Annotated in this window: 18 protein-coding genes; 13 read left to right on the plus strand and 5 right to left on the minus strand. The window is 74.5% G+C overall.

The window, feature by feature from the left end; translation table 11 throughout:
- Positions 1 to 76 precede the first annotated feature (76 nt).
- Together ACFWU6_RS29280 and coaA are read right to left on the minus strand one after the other, a co-directional pair.
- Positions 77 to 1,024, minus strand: coding sequence for a DUF389 domain-containing protein (locus tag ACFWU6_RS29280; RefSeq protein ID WP_383813100.1), 948 nt, complete (start codon positions 1,022 to 1,024; stop codon positions 77 to 79).
- Between the two features lie 16 nt (positions 1,025 to 1,040).
- Entirely contained in the window at positions 1,041 to 2,093 is a 1,053-nt protein-coding gene (gene coaA / locus ACFWU6_RS29285; protein WP_383813098.1) for a type I pantothenate kinase, read from the minus strand.
- Between the two features lie 298 nt (positions 2,094 to 2,391).
- Between coaA and glmS the strand changes: the two genes are divergently transcribed.
- The 7 genes from glmS to ACFWU6_RS29320 all read left to right on the plus strand — a co-directional run bounded on the left by glmS (position 2,392) and on the right by ACFWU6_RS29320 (position 9,528).
- Positions 2,392 to 4,242, plus strand: a complete 1,851-nt coding sequence (gene glmS, locus ACFWU6_RS29290; protein ID WP_383983963.1) for a glutamine--fructose-6-phosphate transaminase (isomerizing) — start codon at positions 2,392 to 2,394, stop codon at positions 4,240 to 4,242.
- 20 nt (positions 4,243 to 4,262) lie between these two features.
- Entirely contained in the window at positions 4,263 to 4,631 is a 369-nt protein-coding gene (locus tag ACFWU6_RS29295) for a holo-ACP synthase (RefSeq protein WP_383813094.1), read from the plus strand.
- A gap of 30 nt (positions 4,632 to 4,661) precedes the next feature.
- Positions 4,662 to 6,083, plus strand: coding sequence for an NAD(P)H-hydrate dehydratase (locus ACFWU6_RS29300; RefSeq protein WP_383813092.1), 1,422 nt, complete (start codon positions 4,662 to 4,664; stop codon positions 6,081 to 6,083).
- Between the two features lie 258 nt (positions 6,084 to 6,341).
- Positions 6,342 to 7,478, plus strand: coding sequence for an alanine racemase (gene alr / locus ACFWU6_RS29305; RefSeq protein WP_383983966.1), 1,137 nt, complete (start codon positions 6,342 to 6,344; stop codon positions 7,476 to 7,478).
- A 71-nt stretch (positions 7,479 to 7,549) separates the two neighbouring features.
- A complete protein-coding gene (locus ACFWU6_RS29310) occupies positions 7,550 to 8,686 on the plus strand; it encodes an alpha/beta fold hydrolase (protein ID WP_383983975.1) in 1,137 nt (378 codons plus the stop codon).
- The gene (tsaE, locus tag ACFWU6_RS29315; protein ID WP_383813063.1) at positions 8,637 to 9,209 is read left to right on the plus strand and encodes a tRNA (adenosine(37)-N6)-threonylcarbamoyltransferase complex ATPase subunit type 1 TsaE; all 573 of its coding nucleotides are present in this window, start codon (positions 8,637 to 8,639) and stop codon (positions 9,207 to 9,209) included. Before ACFWU6_RS29310 ends, tsaE begins: the two co-directional genes overlap by 50 nt.
- A 115-nt stretch (positions 9,210 to 9,324) precedes the next feature.
- Positions 9,325 to 9,528 (plus strand): hypothetical protein, encoded by a 204-nt coding sequence (locus ACFWU6_RS29320; protein ID WP_383813062.1) that lies wholly within the window; start codon positions 9,325 to 9,327, stop codon positions 9,526 to 9,528.
- 77 nt (positions 9,529 to 9,605) lie between these two features.
- On the opposite strand, the gene ACFWU6_RS29325 is transcribed toward ACFWU6_RS29320, so the two are convergent.
- Positions 9,606 to 10,160 (minus strand): hypothetical protein, encoded by a 555-nt coding sequence (locus tag ACFWU6_RS29325; protein WP_383813060.1) that lies wholly within the window; start codon positions 10,158 to 10,160, stop codon positions 9,606 to 9,608.
- Between the two features lie 115 nt (positions 10,161 to 10,275).
- Here ACFWU6_RS29325 and tsaB point away from each other — a divergent pair, with 115 nt between their 5' ends.
- Genes tsaB through ACFWU6_RS29345 form a run of 4 tightly spaced genes read left to right on the plus strand, consistent with a single transcriptional unit; the run spans position 10,276 to position 12,890 of the window.
- On the plus strand, positions 10,276 to 10,938 hold the full coding sequence (gene tsaB / locus ACFWU6_RS29330; protein WP_383813058.1) for a tRNA (adenosine(37)-N6)-threonylcarbamoyltransferase complex dimerization subunit type 1 TsaB: 663 nt from the start codon (positions 10,276 to 10,278) through the stop codon (positions 10,936 to 10,938).
- A 44-nt stretch (positions 10,939 to 10,982) separates the two neighbouring features.
- Positions 10,983 to 11,462, plus strand: coding sequence for a ribosomal protein S18-alanine N-acetyltransferase (rimI, locus tag ACFWU6_RS29335; protein ID WP_383813066.1), 480 nt, complete (start codon positions 10,983 to 10,985; stop codon positions 11,460 to 11,462).
- Positions 11,455 to 12,621, plus strand: coding sequence for a tRNA (adenosine(37)-N6)-threonylcarbamoyltransferase complex transferase subunit TsaD (gene tsaD, locus ACFWU6_RS29340; protein WP_383983969.1), 1,167 nt, complete (start codon positions 11,455 to 11,457; stop codon positions 12,619 to 12,621). Before rimI ends, tsaD begins: the two co-directional genes overlap by 8 nt.
- Positions 12,618 to 12,890, plus strand: a complete 273-nt coding sequence (locus ACFWU6_RS29345; protein WP_383813055.1) for a hypothetical protein — start codon at positions 12,618 to 12,620, stop codon at positions 12,888 to 12,890. Before tsaD ends, ACFWU6_RS29345 begins: the two co-directional genes overlap by 4 nt.
- Positions 12,891 to 13,159: 269 nt before the next feature.
- On the opposite strand, the gene ACFWU6_RS29350 is transcribed toward ACFWU6_RS29345, so the two are convergent.
- The gene (locus ACFWU6_RS29350) at positions 13,160 to 14,365 is read right to left on the minus strand and encodes a methyltransferase domain-containing protein (RefSeq protein ID WP_383811983.1); all 1,206 of its coding nucleotides are present in this window, start codon (positions 14,363 to 14,365) and stop codon (positions 13,160 to 13,162) included.
- A gap of 123 nt (positions 14,366 to 14,488) precedes the next feature.
- On the opposite strand from ACFWU6_RS29350, the gene ACFWU6_RS29355 reads away from it, so the two are divergent.
- Together ACFWU6_RS29355 and ACFWU6_RS29360 are read left to right on the plus strand one after the other, a co-directional pair.
- Entirely contained in the window at positions 14,489 to 15,427 is a 939-nt protein-coding gene (locus ACFWU6_RS29355) for a polysaccharide deacetylase family protein (RefSeq protein ID WP_383811985.1), read from the plus strand.
- A gap of 5 nt (positions 15,428 to 15,432) precedes the next feature.
- Positions 15,433 to 16,314: a polysaccharide deacetylase family protein gene (locus ACFWU6_RS29360; protein WP_383983978.1), complete on the plus strand. Its 882-nt coding sequence runs from the start codon at positions 15,433 to 15,435 to the stop codon at positions 16,312 to 16,314.
- Between the two features lie 55 nt (positions 16,315 to 16,369).
- Here the strand turns inward: ACFWU6_RS29360 and ACFWU6_RS29365 are convergent, their stop codons facing one another.
- A complete protein-coding gene (locus ACFWU6_RS29365; protein ID WP_383983972.1) occupies positions 16,370 to 17,848 on the minus strand; it encodes an FtsW/RodA/SpoVE family cell cycle protein in 1,479 nt (492 codons plus the stop codon).
- Positions 17,849 to 17,885 lie beyond the last annotated feature (37 nt).

Genomic DNA, 17,885 nt, shown 5'->3' on the forward strand with positions numbered 1-17,885 from the left:
GCGGGCGCCCACCCCCGCGGCCGCCCCCCCGGGCCCCCCCCCCCGGCGGGGGCGGGGCCGGGGGGTCTGCCACCGGTCAGTTCCGGGCCGCGCGGAGCCGGCGGCCGCGCCGGGTCCGCCACAGCGCCTTCTGGGCCAGCAGGGTCAGCACGCCCGCGAGGATGATGGCGCCGAGGTTCAGCAGCAACTGCTCCGCCGATCCCCACATCTGGCCCACGTCGCCGTAGCTCAGGGCCACGGCGGCGTTGGCCGCCGCCGGGACGGTGGTCACGGAGATCGCCACGCCGACCAGGGCCCCGGATTTGGCGGAGGTCAGGGACAGTATCCCGGCGGCCCCCGCCAGCAGGGCCACGATGAAGGAGAACGGGTCCGGCTGCCAGATGAAGCTGGTGTTCGGCCGGGGGTCCTCCAGCATGCTCCGGTCGAACTGGCCCAGCGCGTCCATGCCGAGGCTGAAGAGGGTGGTGGCGGCGATCGCGGCCGCGAAGCCGACCAGCAGGGCCAGCAGGGAGCGCGCCGCCAGCCTCGGTGCGCGCTGCACGAGGCCGGCGCACACGCCGGCGAGCGGCCCGAACTCCGGGCCGACCGCCATGGCGCCCACGATCAGGACCGCGTTGTCGAGGACCACGCCGCAGGCGGCGATCATCGTCGCGATGACCATGAACGCCGTGTAGGTGATGCTGAGCGTGGACTCCTCGTGCGTGGATTCGCTCAAGTGCTCCCACAGGACCGCGTCGGCGGGCTCGCCCGGCGCCTGCTCCTCGGCCGCGTCGGCGCGCTCGGACAGCGAGAGGTCGATGTTCTCGACGGCGATCGAGCCGTCCTCGACGAGCCCCAGCGACCGCAGCTCCGCCAGCAGTTCGTCGGCGGCCTCGCGCGCCGCGTCGCACAGGACGAGGTCGCCCTGCGGCACGCGTGCGGCGCCGCGCAGCACGACCAGGTGGGTGGTGCCGACGGTCTTCTCGATGGCCGCGACCACCGCCTCCGTGCGGTCGGGCGGGGCGATCAGGCGCAGATGCAGCATGCCCGCACCCTAGTGCTCAGAGCTTGCGCAGGCTCAGCTTCTGCACCTTGTGGTCGGGGCCCTTGCGGACGACGAGGGTGGCGCGCCCGCGGGTGGGGGCGACGTTCTCCAGCAGGTTGGGCCGGTTGATGGTGCGCCACATCGTCTGCGCGTACTCCACGGCCTCCTCCTCGGAGACCTGCGTGTACTTGAGGAAGTAGGAGAACGGGTTCTGGAAGGCGGTCGCGCGCAGCTTCCTGAAGCGGTTGAGGTACCAGCGCTCGATGTCCTCGGGGCGGGCGTCCACGTACACGCTGAAGTCGAAGTAGTCGGCGAGGCCCACGCGCGTGCGGCCGTCCTTGCCGGGGAGGGCCGGCTGGAGGACGTTCAGGCCTTCGACGATCAGGATGTCCGGGCGGCGGACGACGAGCTCCTCGCCCGGGACGATGTCGTAGATCAGGTGCGAGTAGACCGGGGCCCGGACCTCGTCCTTGCCGGCCTTGATGTCGGCGACGAAGCGGGTGAGCGCGCGGCGGTCGTAGGACTCGGGGAAGCCCTTGCGGGAGGTGAGGCCGCGGCGCTCGAGTTCCTTCATCGGGTAGAGGAAGCCGTCGGTGGTGACGAGCTCCACGCGCGGGTGCTCGGGCCAGCGGGCGAGGAGGGCCTGGAGCAGGCGCGCCACGGTGGACTTGCCGACCGCGACGGAGCCGGCGACCCCTATGACGAAGGGAGTGCCCTGCTGGGCGCCGTGGCCGTTGCCGGCGTCGCCGAGGAAGGTGTTGAGGGTGCCGCGGAGGTTGCTCGTGGCCCCGACGTAGAGGTTGAGGAGCCGGGAGAGCGGAAGGTAGACGTCGCGGACCTCGTCGAGGTCGATGACGTCGCCGAGGCCGCGCAGCCGCTCGACCTCGTCGGCGGTCAGGGGGAGGGGGGTCCGCTCGCGCAGGGCGCTCCACTCGGCGCGGGTCAGGTCGACGTACGGGGACGCGTCGGGGGGTCGGCGGTGGGCGGCGGGGCGTGGTGAGGGCCCGTCCGGGCCGGTGCGCTCCGCTGCGCTGTCCGGCGTGCTGCTTCGTGGCGGCGAAGTGATCACACCGCCATTGTCGGGGCTCGGGGCCGGTTGTGGGTGGTGTGGTCGGTCACGTAAGGGGTTCGACGGCCGGGGAGGGCCGGGCGGGCCGGGGCCGGACGGGGTTGTACGGAGCGGGCCGGGGTTGTACGGGCGCCCCGGCCGCGCCGGCCCGAGCGGTCGTCGACGCGCAGGTCGGGAAGCTCGGCCGGCGCCGGGTCGGCCGTCCTGGTCAACCCCGCTCCGGTGAAGTCCGCCGGGCGGGGTCTTCGTCCGGTTCAGGTACCGGGCAGACGGCCGACGACGGCGTACCCTGCCGCCTATGTGCGGAATTGTGGGTTACGTGGGAGCGCAGTCGGCGCTCGATGTGGTCATCGCCGGACTCAAGCGGCTGGAGTACCGCGGCTACGACTCGGCCGGGGTGGCGGTCCTCGCCGACGGGGAGCTGGTCTCCGCCAAGAAGGCCGGCAAGCTGGTCAACCTGGAGAAGGAGCTGGTCGGGCGCCCGCTGCCGGCCGGATCGACGGGGCTGGGGCACACGCGGTGGGCCACCCACGGGGGCCCCACCGACGTCAACGCCCATCCGCACCTCGACAACGCGGGTCGTGTGGCCGTCGTGCACAACGGCATCATCGAGAACTTCGCCGCGCTCCGCGCCGAGCTGGCCGAGCGCGGGCACCGGCTCGAATCCGAGACCGACACCGAGGTCGTGGCGCACCTCCTGGCGGAGGAGTTCACCGGCGCCGGCCGGGACCTCGCGGAGGCCATGCGCCGGGTGTGCCGGCGGCTGGACGGCGCCTTCACGCTGGTCGCCGTGCACGCCGACGCACCGGACGTGGTCGTCGGCGCGCGCCGGAACTCGCCCCTGGTGGTGGGCGTGGGCGAGGGGGAGAACTTCCTCGCCTCGGACGTCGCCGCCTTCATCGCCCACACCCGCTCCGCGATCGAGCTCGGCCAGGACCAGGTCGTCGAGCTGCGCCGCGACGGCGTCTCGGTGACGAACTTCGACGGCTCGGCCGCGTCCGTGCGGGCGTACCACGTGGACTGGGACGCCTCGGCCGCCGAGAAGGGCGGCTACGACTACTTCATGCTCAAGGAGATCGCCGAGCAGCCGAAGGCCGTGGCCGACACCCTGCTGGGCCGGATCGACGCGAGCGGTTCGCTGTCCCTGGACGAGGTGCGCATCCCCGTCTCGGTGCTCCGCGAGGTCGACAAGGTCGTGATCGTGGCGTGCGGCACCGCCTACCACGCGGGCATGATCGCGAAGCTGGCCATCGAGCACTGGACGCGGATTCCGTGCGAGACGGAGCTGGCGAGCGAGTTCCGCTACCGCGACCCGATCCTGGACCAGCGGACGCTGGTGGTCGCGATCTCCCAGTCCGGCGAGACCATGGACACCCTGATGGCGCTGCGGCACGCGCGCGAGCAGGGGGCGAAGGTGCTGGCCATCTGCAACACGAACGGCTCCACGATCCCGCGCGAGTCGGACGCCGTGCTGTACACGCACGCCGGCCCCGAGGTCGCCGTCGCCTCCACCAAGGCGTTCCTGACGCAGCTCGTCGCCTGCTACCTCGTCGCGCTGTACCTCGGGCAGGTGCGGGGCACGAAGTGGGGCGACGAGATCGAGTCGGTGATCCGGGAGCTGTCGGACATCGCCGCCGCCGTGGAGACCGTCCTGGAGACGATGGAGCCGGTACGGGAGCTCGCACGCTCCCTCGCCGACAAGAACACCGTGCTCTTCCTCGGACGGCACGTCGGCTACCCGGTGGCCCTGGAGGGCGCGCTCAAGCTCAAGGAGCTGGCGTACATGCACGCCGAGGGCTTCGCGGCGGGCGAGCTCAAGCACGGGCCGATCGCGCTGATCGAGAAGGACATGCCGGTGGTGGTCGTCGTACCGTCGCCGCGCGGCCGGTCGGTGCTCCACGACAAGATCGTGTCGAACATCCAGGAGATCCGGGCCCGCGGGGCGCGGACGATCGTGATCGCGGAGGAGGGCGACGAGGCGGTCGTCCCGTACGCCGACCACCTGATCCGGATTCCGGCCACGCCGACGCTGCTCCAGCCGCTGGTGGCGACGGTGCCGCTGCAGGTGTTCGCCTGCGAGCTGGCGACGGCGCGCGGGAACGAGGTGGACCAGCCGCGTAACCTCGCCAAATCGGTGACGGTCGAGTGAGCGGGTAGCGGGGTGTCGTTGTGATCATCGGTGTGGGGATCGACGTTGCGGAGATCGAGCGGTTCGGCGCGGCGCTGGAGCGGACGCCGAACCTGGCGCGGCGGTTGTTCGTCGACGCCGAGCTGACCCTGCCGAGCGGCGAGCGGCGGGGAACCGCCTCGCTCGCCGCCCGCTTCGCCGCCAAGGAGGCGCTCGCCAAGGCGCTGGGCGCGCCCGGCGGGATGCTGTGGACCGACGCCGAGGTGTACGTGGAGGAGACCGGGCAGCCGCGGCTGCGGGTCTGCGGGACCGTCGAGGCGCGGGCGCGGGCGCTGGGCGTGCGGTCCTGGCACCTCTCGCTCAGCCATGACGCCGGGGTCGCCTCCGCCGTGGTGATCGCCGAGGGGTAGTACCCGCACCGGTCGGGCAGGCTCGGGGGCATGCGTACTGCTTACAGCGTGGAGACCGTACGGGCCGCCGAGCGGGAGCTGATCGCCCGGCTGCCCGAGGACGCCCTGATGCAGCGGGCGGCGGCCGGACTGGCCGCCGTCTGCGCCCGCATGCTGACCCGACGCAGGGGACGGGTGTACGGGGCGCGGGTCGCGCTCCTGGTCGGGCCCGGGGACAACGGCGGTGACGCCCTCTACGCCGGCGCGCGCCTGGCCCGGCGCGGGGCCGGGGTGACGGCGGTGGCGATGGACCCCGGGCGGATGCACGCGGGCGGGCTGGCGGCGCTGCGGGCCGCCGGGGGGCGGGTGGCGCCGGGCGTCCCCTCCCGGGCGGACCTGGTGGTGGACGGGCTGCTCGGGATCGGCGGGCGGGGCGGCCTGCGGCCGGACGCCGCGGCACTGGCGGAGCGGCTGCCGCCGGGGGTCCCGGTGGTCGCCGTGGACCTGCCGAGCGGAGTGGACGCGGACACCGGCGAGGTGGCGGGCGCGGCCGTACGGGCGGACGTGACGGTGGCCTTCGGGGCGCACAAGCCCGGTCTGCTGATCGATCCCGGGGCCTCGCTGGCGGGCGCGGTGCACCTGGTGGACATCGGGCTGGAGCTGGGCGCCCCGGACGCCGAGGCGCTGCAGCACTCCGACGTCGCGGGGCTGCTGCCCGTGCCGACGGCGTCGAGCGACAAGTACCGGCGCGGCGTCGTCGGCGTCGTCGCCGGCTCCTCGCGGTACCCGGGCGCGGCGGTGCTGGCCGTGGCGGGCGCGCTGCGCGGCGGTGCGGGCGCGGTGCGGTACGTCGGGCCGCAGGCGGCGGCCGACGCGGTGCTCGCGCGGTACCCGGAGACGCTGATCGGGCGGGGCCGGGTGCAGGCGTGGGTGGTCGGGCCGGGGCTGGGGGAGGGCCGCGGGGCCGAGGTCGCGGAGCTGCTGGCGGAGCGGGACGTCCCCGTACTGGTCGACGCGGACGGGTTGCGGGGCCTGGACGCGGGGGTGGTGCGGGCGAGGTCGGCCCCGACGCTGCTGACCCCGCACGCGGGGGAGGCGGCGGCGCTGCTGGGCACGGACCGGGCGTCGGTGGAGGCGGGGCGGCTGGCGGCCGTCCGGGCGCTGGCGGACCGGTACGGGGCCACGGCGCTGCTGAAGGGCTCGACCACGCTGGTCGCCCCCGCCGGGGGCGCGGGGCCGGTGCGGGTCAACCCGACCGGGACCGGGTGGCTGGCCACCGCCGGGAGCGGGGACGTGCTCTCCGGGCTGGCCGGCGCGCTGCTGGCCGCGGGGCTCTCCGGGGCCGACGCGGGAGCGGTGGGGGCGTACCTGCACGGGCTCGCGGGACGCCGGGCGGCGGGCGGCGCGCCCGTGCTCGCGCAGGAGGTGGCCGAAGCCCTGCCGAACGCCTGGCGGGACGTGCACACGCCGTAGCGCTGTTGCCCCGGCCGACGGGGCGGCGCCGGGGCCCGCGCGCGGGCGGCCGCCGTGACGGCCCCGCCCGGCCCCGCAGGGCGCCCGGCCTCGTGCGGGTCCGCACGGCGCGCGGCCCGCCCTTCCCCGGCCGGGTGCCGGGGCCCGTGCCCCGCGTGCGGCGGGTGGGGCGGGGTGCGGTCTGCCGCCGGGTGGCCCGGTTCCGGCGCGGGAGCCGTGCCATCGGGGCGGGGCGGGGGTTCTGAGAGACTGTGGGGGATGAACGAGACACCGACGCGCGTGTACGCCGAGATCGATCTTGACGCCGTACGGGAGAACGTGCGCGCGCTGCGCGAGCGGGCGCCCCGGGCCGAGTTGATGGCCGTGGTCAAGGCGAACGCCTACGGGCACGGAGCCGTGGAGTGCGCCGGGGCCGCCCAGGAGGCCGGCGCCACCTGGCTCGGGACCGCCACCCCCGAGGAGGCGCTCGCGCTGCGCGCCGCCGGAATCCGCGGGCGGATCATGTGCTGGCTGTGGACCCCGGGCGGGCCGTGGCGGGAGGCCGTCGAGGCCGATGTCGACGTGTCCGTCAGCGGGATGTGGGCGCTGGACGAGGTCCGCGCCGCCGCGCGCGCCGCCGGTCGCACCGCCCGCATCCAGCTCAAGGCCGACACCGGCCTCGGCCGCAACGGCTGCCAGCCCGCCGACTGGGCGGAACTGGTCGGCGCCGCCGTCGCCGCCCAGGCCGAGGGGACCGTCCGGGTCACCGGCCTGTGGTCGCACTTCGCCTGCGCCGACGAGCCCGGGCACCCCTCCGTCGCGCTCCAGCTCACCGCCTTCCGCGACATGCTCGCGTACGCCGAGAAGGAGGGCGTGGACCCCGAGGTCCGGCACATCGCCAACTCGCCCGCCACGCTGACCCTCCCCGAGTCCCACTTCGACCTGGTGCGCTGCGGGGTGGCGGTCTACGGCGTGTCGCCCGCACCCGAGCTCGGGACCCCGGCCCAGCTGGGCCTGCGGCCGGCGATGACCCTCAAGGCCTCCCTCGCCCTGGTCAAGACCGTTCCCGCCGGCCACGGCGTGAGCTACGGGCACCACTACGTCACCGACGCCGAGACCACGCTCGCGCTCGTCCCCGCGGGCTACGCCGACGGAATCCCGCGGCAGGCCTCCGGCCGCGGACCGGTGCTCGTCGGCGGCCGGACCCGCCACGTCGCCGGGCGGATCGCCATGGACCAGTTCGTGATCGACCTGGGCGGTGACCGGCCCCGGGTCGGCGACGAGGCCGTCCTCTTCGGCGACGCGGAGCGCGGCGAACCCACCGCGCAGGACTGGGCACAGGCCGCGGGCACCATCGCGTATGAGATCGTCACCCGTATCGGGGGGCGCGTGCCCCGGGTGTACCTGGGCGGCTGAGGCCGAGTGAGGGCGGCGGCGTGAGCGAGAACTGGCGCAAGGCCGGCTGGGCCGGAGCCGCCATCGGCGTGATGGCCGCGGGCGCGGCGGCCGGTGTCGCGGTCGAGCGGATCACCGTCGGGCGCGGCATGCGGATGAAGGCGCGCCTCGCCCTCGACGCCGCCGGGGACTACGGCTCCCTGCGCGGCACGGACGGCACCTGCCGGGCCGAGGACGGCACCGCCCTCCACTACGAGGTCGACGAGCTGCCCGGCGACCCGCCGCCGGCGCGCCGGCGGCGCCGCAAGCCGGCGGCCCCGCCCACCGTCGTGTTCTGCCACGGCTACTGCCTCGGCCAGGACTCCTGGCACTTCCAGCGGGCCGCGCTGCGCGGGGTGGTCCGCTCCGTCTACTGGGACCAGCGCAGCCACGGGCGCAGCGCCCGCGGGCTCTCCCAGGCGGCCGGCGAGCCGGTGACCATCGAGCTGCTCGGCCGCGACCTGAAGGCGGTCATCGACGCCGCCGCCCCCGAGGGCCCGCTGATCCTCGTCGGCCACTCGATGGGCGGCATGACGATCATGGCTCTGGCCGAGCAGTTCCCCGAGCTCGTGCGCGAGCGGGTGGCCGGCGTGGCCCTGGTCGGCACGTCCAGCGGCCGCCTCGCCGAGGTGACGTACGGGCTCCCCGCGGTCGGATTCGGCGCGGTACGCCGGCTGCTGCCGGGCGTGCTCAGGGCCCTCGGCTCGCAGGTGGAGCTGGTGGAGAAGGGCCGCAGGGCCACGGCCGACCTCTTCGCGGGCATGATCAAGATGTACTCCTTCGGCACGCGGGAGGTGGACCCGGGCGTCGCGCGCTTTGCGGAGCGGCTCATCGAGGCGACCCCCATCGACGTGGTCGCCGAGTTCTACCCGGCCTTCCAGATACACGACAAGACCGCGGCCCTGCAGCGGTTCTCGGACATCCCGGTCACCGTCATCGCCGGTGCCCGCGACATGATCACCCCGCACGCCCACAGCGAGGCCATCAAGGACGTGCTGCCAAGCGCCGAGCTGACCGTTCTCGAATCGGCCGGGCACCTGATGATGCTGGAGCAGCCGGACACGGTGACGGGCCTGCTCACCGACCTGCTGGCCCGGACCGGGACGGTCCCCGCCCCGACAGCGGCTAACGTTGGCGGGCATGGAAGAAGTACCGCTGGAAGCGCAGCGCAACCAGGCGCCGGGAGCTGAGGCACCCCAGGCGCCCCGGGCCGAGAGCCTGATCACCGTCGATTCCCCGGACGCGATGCGCGAGCTGGGCCGCCGGATCGCGGGGCTGCTGCGCCCCGGCGACCTGGTGCTGCTCACGGGCGAGCTGGGCGCCGGGAAGACCACGCTGACCCGCGGGCTCGGCGAGGGCCTGGGCGTGCGCGGGGCGGTGACCTCACCGACCTTCGTGATCGCCCGCGTGCACCCGCCGCTGGGCGACGGTCCGGCGCTGGTGCACGTGGACGCGTACCGCCTGGGCGGCGGGCTGGACGAGATGGAGGACCTGGACCTCGACGTCTCGCTGCCCGAATCCGTGGTCGTCGTGGAGTGGGGCGACGGCAAGGTGGAGGAGCTCTCCGACGACCGGCTGCACGTGGTCATCGCGCGGGCGGTCGGCCACGAGGAGGTCCTGGACGACGTCCGGCAGGTCTCGGTGCGCGGGACCGGGGCGCGGTGGGCGGACGGCGCGGGGCTGGAGGCCCTGGCCGGAGCCCTGTCGGAGTAAACGTACCGACATCGCGTCGGGAAGATATTGCGCTGGTGGCGGCGCTCGTGGTGACATGGTACCGAGAGGTTCTTAGGTATGCCTAAGTTCGGCGTTCCAAGGTCCAGGAGGCACCATGCCGGCACCAGCAGGAGCACAGCGCGCCCCCCGTCCGTCCGCCGTGTCCATGCGCGCCCTGCTCGCCGCGGGACGGGCCGCCACCGCGGTCTCCACGCCCCCCGCGGCTGCCACGCCCCCCGCGCGGGGGGAAGGACCGAAGACGGACCTGTCGGCGACCGCCGCACGCGAGCAGGCCGCTCCGGAGTCGGAAGCGGCCTGAGTAACACGTTCGGGTGAAGCGGCCGGGCGGACCGGCACGCGGGGGGCCGGGCGGACCGGCGCGCGGAGGGCCGGGCGTCAGGGGACGACGACGACCTTGGAACTGATCGTCGCGAAGGCCCACATCGCGTCGCCGTCCGCGCGCGTCATGCGGATGCCGCCGGTCTTCTTGGAGGGGTCCGGGTCCGGGGTCGCGCCGTCCACGCGGGCGCTGAACCCGACCGCCACGCCGTCCGTGCTGGCGAAGCGCACGACGTGCTCGATCGGCACGCCGTCCGAGCCGGTGACGGCGCCCGAGCGGGAACCCACGGTGTAGGTGCCGGACGCCGGGTGCACCGTGCTCGGCACGACCGTGAACGTCCTGGGGGGCTGCCCCGCCTCACCCACCAGCCACACCCGCTTCTGGCCCACCGAGTAGACGACCCGCACCCCGGTGCCGGAGCCCTCCGGCACCGCGGGCGGCTTCGACGGGTCCTGCTGCGCGGGCCGGCTCGGGGCGGGCGTCGGGTCCTGCGCGACCGCGCGCGGGGGCTGGGCGGGCGCCGAGGCGGAGGCCTGGTAGCCGAGGAAGCCGACGGCGGCGATTGCCGCGGCGGTGAGCCCGGCCACGATTCCCGAGCTGCTGCGTGCCACCTTGCTCCACCTCTCCGCGCCTGACCCCCGATGGGTACTCGGTCGAAAGGTAGCAGCAGGGCCCCGTCCCGACCGGCCGCGAGGGGCCGGGGCCCCGGAGTCGTAGGCTGTTCGCGTGCTCTTGCTCGCTGTAGATACCGCCACGCCCGCCGTCACCGTCGCCCTGCACGACGGCCAGTCCGTCCTCGCCGAGGCCCACCAGGTCGACGCCCGCCGCCACGGGGAGCTCCTGCTGCCCGCCGTGGACAGGGTCCTCGCCGAGGCCGGCCGCACGCTCGACGCCGTCACCGGCATCGTCGTCGGTGTCGGCCCGGGCCCCTACACCGGGCTGCGCGTCGGCCTGGTCACGGCCTCGACCTTCGCCGCCGTGCTCGGCGTGCCGGTGCACGGACTGTGCACCCTCGACGGCCTCGCGTACGCCGCCGGCCTCGCGGGGGTCGAGGGCCCCTTCACCGTCGCCACCGACGCGCGGCGCAAGGAGGTCTACTGGGCCCGGTACGAGGACCCCCTCACCCGCGTCGGCGAGCCGGCCGTGGACCGCCCGGCCGACATCGCCGAGCAGGTCGCCGGCCTCCCCGCCGTGGGCCAGGGCGCGCGGCTCTATCCCGAGGTCTTCCCGGACGCCCGCGACCCCGAGCACCAGTCGGCCGCCGCCCTCGCGGCCCTGGCCGCGCGGCGCCTGGCGGACGGGGCCGCGTTCCTGCCGCCGACCCCCCTCTACCTGCGCCGCCCCGACGCGCAGGTGCCCAAGAACTACAAGGTGGTCACCCCCCAGTGACGGCCCCCGCCCCCGCCCGCGCCCCCGGCGCCGTACTGCGCGAGATGCGCTGGTGGGACATCGAGCCCGTGCTGGAGCTGGAGCACGAGCTCTTCCCCGATGACGCCTGGTCCGCCGGCATGTTCTGGTCCGAGCTGGCCCACGCCCGCGGACCGCGGGCCACCCGCCGCTACCTCGTCGCCGAGGACGCGGCGGGCCGTCTGGTGGGCTACGCCGGACTGGCCGCCGCCGGCGACCTGGCCGACGTACAGACCATCGCGGCCGCCCGCGACCAGTGGGGCACCGGCCTCGGCGCCCGGCTCCTGACGGAACTGCTGCGCGCCGCCACCGCCTTCGAGTGCGCCGAGGTGCTGCTGGAGGTGCGGGTGGACAACGCGCGCGCCCAGAAGCTCTACGAGCGCTTCGGCTTCGAGCCCATCGGCTTCCGCCGCGGCTACTACCAGCCCGGCAACGTCGACGCGCTCGTCATGCGACTGACCGACCCCGCACACGTACGAACTGAGAGCAGTGAGACCCATGGCTGACGAACCGCTCGTCCTCGGAATCGAGACCTCCTGCGACGAGACCGGCGTCGGCGTGGTCCGCGGCACCACCCTGCTCGCGGACGCCATCGCCTCCAGCGTCGACGAGCACGCCCGCTTCGGCGGAGTCGTGCCCGAGGTCGCCTCGCGGGCGCACCTGGAGGCGATGGTCCCCACCATCGAGCGAGCCCTGAAGGAGGCCGGGGTCAGCGCCCGCGACCTCGACGGCATCGCCGTCACGGCCGGGCCCGGCCTGGCGGGGGCGCTGCTCGTCGGCGTCTCGGCGGCCAAGGCCTACGCGTACGCGCTGGGCAAGCCGCTGTACGGGGTGAACCACCTGGCCTCGCACATCTGCGTCGACCAGCTGGAACACGGCCCGCTGCCGGAGCCGACCATGGCCCTGCTGGTGTCCGGCGGGCACTCCTCGCTGCTGCTGGCCCCCGACATCACCTCCGACGTACGGCCGCTGGGCGCGACCATCGACGACGCGGCGGGCGAGGCCTTCGACAAGATCGCGCGCGTGCTCCAGCTGGGCTTCCCCGGCGGGCCGGTCATCGACCGGCTCGCGCGCGAGGGCGACCCCGGGGCCATCGCCTTCCCGCGCGGGCTGACCGGGCCGCGCGACGCGCCGTACGACTTCTCCTTCTCGGGGCTGAAGACGGCCGTCGCCCGCTGGATCGAGGCGAAGCGGAACGCGGGCGAGGACGTGCCGGTGCGCGACGTGGCGGCCTCCTTCCAGGAGGCGGTGGTGGACGTGCTGACGCGCAAGGCGATCCGGGCGTGCAAGGACGAGGGCGTCGACCACCTGATGATCGGCGGCGGGGTGGCGGCCAACTCCCGGCTGCGCTCGCTGGCGCAGGAGCGGTGCGACGACGCGGGGATCGTGCTGCGGGTACCGCGGCCGAAGCTGTGCACGGACAACGGCGCGATGGTGGCGGCGCTGGGCGCGGAGATGGTCAAGCGGAACCGGCCGGCCTCGGACTGGGACCTGTCGGCGGACTCCTCGCTGCCGGTGACGGAGCCGCACGTGCCGGGGACCGGACACGGACACGGGCACGGGCACGCCGCCGGCGGACACGGACACGGACACGGTCACGGACACGGCTCCGCGCACGACCACGACCACGTGCACGAGCTGAGCAAGGACAACCTGTACTCATGAGCACCGTCGCGCTGATGTGGGAGGCCCGGGCCGCCGACGGCCGGGGCAACGAACTGCTGGAGTGGGCCCGCGCCCAGGTCCTGGCCAGGGAGCCGGTACGCCGCGAGGTCTTCCGGGCCCCGCAGGACCGGGTCCTGGTGATCACCTGGTGGGAGGCGGCCGAGGGCGTGGCGGCGGACCTGCCCGAACTGCCGGAGCCCGCGGCCGACCTGATCACGCGGGCGGTCCACCGCTGGCGGTTCGAGTCGGTGGAGGTCGGCGAAGGCTGACGGCCGGGGGCCCGGGGCCCGAGCGGCCGAGGGGGCCGCTGCGGGTCCGCGCCCGGCGCCGGTGAAGCCGCCCGGGTCCGCGCCCGGGCCCCCGCCGGTCCGCGCCCGGGCCGCTGCGGGCCCGCGGCGGGCCCTCGCGGGTCTGAGCCCGGGGTCAGGCGGCGGGGCGGGCGCCCGCACCGGGCTGCCCGGCCTCGGCAAGGCCGGTGCGCACCACCGCCGGGCGCGGCGGGTCCTGCGGGCCGTGGGGCGCCCCGCCGGCCGGCGGGTCAGCGTACGGGCGCCGTCCCGGGCCGCCCCGCGGGCGAGCCGATCAGCATCGACGGAGCCCCGGCGACCCGGGTCAGGAAGACGGTCGCCGCGTGGGGGCCCTGTGGTTTGACCTTCCTGCGCAGTTCCTCGGGCTCGATCGCCGAGCCGCGCTTCTTCACGGTCAGGACGCCGACGCCGCGCTCGCGCAGCAGCGCCTTCAGCTTCTTCAGGCCGAAGGGCAGCACGTCGGTGATCTCGTACGCCGTCGCGTACGGGGTCGCGCGCAGCTCGTCGGCGGTGATGTAGGCGATGGTCGGGTCGATCAGCCGGCCGTCCAGCTGCGCGGCGACCTCCGCGACGAGGTGGGCGCGGATGACGGCGCCGTCGGGCTCGTACAGCCACCGGCCGACCGGCCCGGCCTGCGGGTCGGGGAGGGGAGCGGTGGTGACCAGCTCGCGCGGCCCCGGCAGCAGCGTGGCGCGGACGGTGCCCGGCGCGGTGCCGAACCAGAGCACGGCCTCCTTCACGTCCCCCTGGTCGGAGATCCACTCGGCCTCGGCCTCGGCGGGCACGGCCTCGTGGGGGATTCCCGGGGCGATCTTGAGCGCGGCGTACCGGGCCGCACGGGCCGTCCCCACCGCCCACGAGAGCGGCGGCGAGTAGGACTCCGGGTCGAAGATCCGGCCCCGCCCCCCGCGCCGGGCCGGGTCGATGAAGACGGCGTCGTACGAGGACACGTCCACGGCCGTGACGTCCGCCTCCCGGACCTCGATCAGGTCCGCCAGCCCCAGCGCCGCGGCGTTGGCCCGCGCGACGGCCACGGTCAGCGGGTCGCGGTCCACCGCCAGGACCCGGATGCCCAGCCGCGCCAGGGCCAGGGCGTCCCCGCCGATGCCGCAGCACAGGTCGGCGACGCTGCGCACGCCGAGGGCGGCGAACCGCTCGGCGCGGTACGAGGCCACCGGGGCGCGGGTCGCCATCTCGCCGCCCCCGGGCGTGAAGTACATCCGGAAGGCGTCCTGCGCACCGAACTTCGCCACCGCGCGCTGCCGCAGCCGGGCCTGCCCCAGCGCGGCGGAGACCAGCCCGGCCGGGTGCTCGCGGCGCAGCCGGGTGGCGAGCGCCAGCTCCTGGGCCGGGTCGTGGTCGCGGAGCGCGTCGAGGAGGGCGGTGCCCTCGGGGGTGAGGAGGGCGGCGAAGTCTTCGGGGGTCACGGGGTCCATTGTCGGCGACGGCCGGAGGCCGGTGCCCCGGGCGGGACGCTGTGGGCCAGTCGGAGGAAGGTGGGTGCGCCGCTCGCGGTGCCTTCCGGGACGGGCGCGTGTCTGCTGCCAGGATGCGCTGCTATGCAGCTAGTCGGACAAACGGAAGATAAGACGCAGAACGGTCACCGGTACGCGGCGGGTCCGCGCGGCCGGTTCGGGGTGGCCGTGGCCGCCCTGCTGGTCGCCGCCCTGGGGACGGCGTGCTCCACCGGATCCGGCGCGCCCGAGAAGCCGAAGGCGGGCACGGGCGCGGAGGCGGGCGCGGCCGGCGCGCTCAGCGCCGCGGAGAAGGCCAAGGCGGCCCAGCAGGCGCGCGTCGCCGCGGTGAAGCGCTGGGGGCTGCTCAAGATGCCGCTCACGCCGCCGGCGGCCCCGAAGGAGAAGCCCGAGATCACCACGCGCGACGGCTTCGAGGTCGAGGACCAGGAGGAGTACCCGCCGGTCTTCACCACCGTCCCCACGGAGGACAAGGTCGTCTTCCTGACGATCGACGACGGTGCGGAGAAGGACCCCGAGTTCCTGAAGATGATGAAGGAGCTGAAGATCCCGTACACGGCCTTCCTCAGCGACTACGTCGTGAACGACAACTACGCCTACTTCAAGGAGATGCAGGCCGCCGGCGTCACCTTGAACAACCACACGCTCAACCACCGCTACATGCCGGCGCTCTCGTACGAGAAGCAGCGCCAGGAGATCTGCGGCCAGCAGGACACCATGCAGAAGGTGTTCGGCAAGCGGCCCACGCTCTTCCGGCCGCCGTTCGGCAACTACAACCAGGACACGCTGCGGGCGGCCAAGTCCTGCGGCATCAAGGCGGTCCCGCTGTGGAACGCGGAGGCGTTCACGAACCGGATGGACTACCGGGAGTGGGACCGCGACCTGCACCCCGGAGACATCATCCTGACCCACTTCCGGGGCCGGGAGGACTGGAAGGGCACCATGCCTGACATGATCCGTCAGGTCATGAAGACCGTCACGGAGAAGGGGTACGCCGTGGCCCGCCTGGAGGACTATCTGTGACGTACGTGCGCCGGCTGGTAGCCGGGACGCTGGCGGCCGGCGCGCTGGCGCTGTCCCTGACGGGGTGCGGGAAGAGCGCGGACCCCGTCGGACGCCTGGGCCCGAAGGCGACGCAGGAGGCTTCGGGGGCCGGTCCCTCCGGCACGCCGTCGGCGGCCCCGCCGGGGTCGCCGAGCGGATCCGCGGGCGCCTCGGACGAGGCGTACCGCAAGTGGGGCCTGACTGCGCCCCTCGCCTACGCGCCCAAGCCCGCCCGCAAGCCCCCGCTGCCGCAGGGGGCCCCCGGGCGGGCGGCGGTCGTGGACCGAATACCCGTGCCGGCGGACGACAAGGTCGTCTTCCTGACCTTCGACGACGGCGCGGAGAAGGACCCCGAGTTCCTGAAGATGGCGGCCGACCTCAAGCTGCCGATCGCGATGTTCCTGACGGACAGCGCGGCCTCCTCGGACTACGGGTACTTCGAGAAGCTCCGCGACAACGGCTCGGCGAGCACCGTCAACAACCACACGCTGACGCACCCGAACCTGCGCACCCTGCCCTACGCGGCGCAGAAGCGGGAGATATGCGGCCAGCAGGACCAATTGGAGAAGCGCTTCGGCACGCGGCCGGCGCTCTTCAGACCGCCCTTCGGCAACTACAACGACGACACCCTCCGGGCCGCCTCGGAGTGCGGGGTCGCGCACGTGGTCCTGTGGCGGGTCTCGATGCAGATCAACAACTTCCAGTACGCCGAGGGCTCGGCCCTGCGGCCGGGGGACATCGTCCTGGCCCACTTCCGCGGTCCGTCGGAGCTCAAGGGCTCGACGGAGACCCAGATGACGGCGCGGATGCTCCAGCGCATCCAGGAACAGGGTTTCCGGATAGGGCGCCTGGAGGACTACCTCTAGGGGCGCGGCCCCCGCCCCGGCCGGCCCGCGCCCGCGGTCGGCCCCCCCGCCCCGGTCAGCCGGCTCCCGCCCCGGCCCGGGGCTGCGCCGCCGGCGGGGTGATCGCGGTCTCCGCCGGGCCGAGGGCGTCCGCCTCGCGCTGGCGCTCCGCGCTGTCGCTGATCCGCAGGAGCAGCGCCACCATGATCCAGTTGGCCAGCAGGGACGAGCCGCCCTTCGCCAGGAACGGCAGCGCCTTGCCCGTCAAGGGGATCAGGCCCGTGACGCCGCCCGCCACCACGAAGACCTGCAGGGCCAGCGCCGAGGCCAGCCCGACCGCCAGGAGCTTGCCGAAGGGGTCGCGGGCGCCGAGCGCCATCCGCAGCCCCCGCTGGACGAGGAGCGCGTAGAGGAGCAGGACGGCCATGACCCCCGCCAGGCCGAGCTCCTCGCCCACCGTGGTGAGGATGAAGTCGCTTCGGCCGGCGAACTTGATCAGCTCCGGGTGTCCCAGGCCCAGGCCCGTGCCGGAGACGCCGCCGGTGCCGAAGCTGAACAGCGCCTGCGCCGACTGGTCCGAGGCGACCCCGGCCGGCCGGTTCTCCCGGTAGTACGACAGCGGTTCCAGCCAGGCGGCGACGCGTGCCTGGACGTGCGGCTCCGTCGAGCCGACCACGAAGGCGCCGATCGAGGCCATGACCAGGCCGCACGCGATCCAGCCGGTGCGCTCGGTGGCGACGTACAGCATGACCACGAACACGCCGAAGAAGATCAGCGAGGTGCCGAGGTCGCGCTCGAAGACCAGCACCAGCATCGAGACGATCCACACCGTGACGATGGGGCCGAGCTGGCGCATCGGGGGCAGCCGCACGCCCAGGACCTTGCGGCCCGTCAGGGCCAGCGAGTCCCGGTGGACGACCAGGTAGCCGGCGAAGAAGACCGCGATCATGATCTTCACGAACTCGCCGGGCTGGAGCGAGAAGCCGAAGAGGATGATCCAGCGCTTGGCGCCGTACGTGTCCGCGCCGAAGAACGCCGGTGCGATCAGCAGCACCAGCGCCGCGGCCATGGTGATGTAGATGAACCGCTGGAGCAGCCGGTGGTCGCGCAGCAGGCCCAGCACCACCAGGCAGGCGGCCACCCCGACCACCGTCCACAACAGCTGCCCCGGGGCGTTCGCGTCCGCGCCGTACCGCTCGATGTACCCCTGGTCCAGGCGGTGCAGGAGGACCAGGCCGAGCCCGGTCAGCAGCATCGCCAGGGGGAGGACCAGCGGGTCCGCGCGGGCCGCGAAGCGGCGCACGCCCAGGTGCCCCACCAGGGAGAGCAGCGCCATGCTGATCGTGAAGCCGGCCAGGTTGGGCGGCAGCTCGTCGTTCATGGCGAGCCCCGCGCTCGCGTGCCCGAGGGTCGCGATGGCGACGACGAAGACCAGGAGCAGCGCCTCGGTGCGGCGGCGGGAGCCCGCCGCCGTCAGGGGGTCAGCCCGCGCACGGGATGCCGGCGCCCGGTGCGGCGGGGGCCGCGGCCGATGCGGGTCCGATCTGCTCTGCAATGAGGGGCTTTATCTTCATATCATCTACGACGTCGAT

This window comes from Streptomyces sp. NPDC058674 (assembly GCF_042716505.1).
GTDB lineage: Bacteria > Actinomycetota > Actinomycetes > Streptomycetales > Streptomycetaceae > Streptomyces.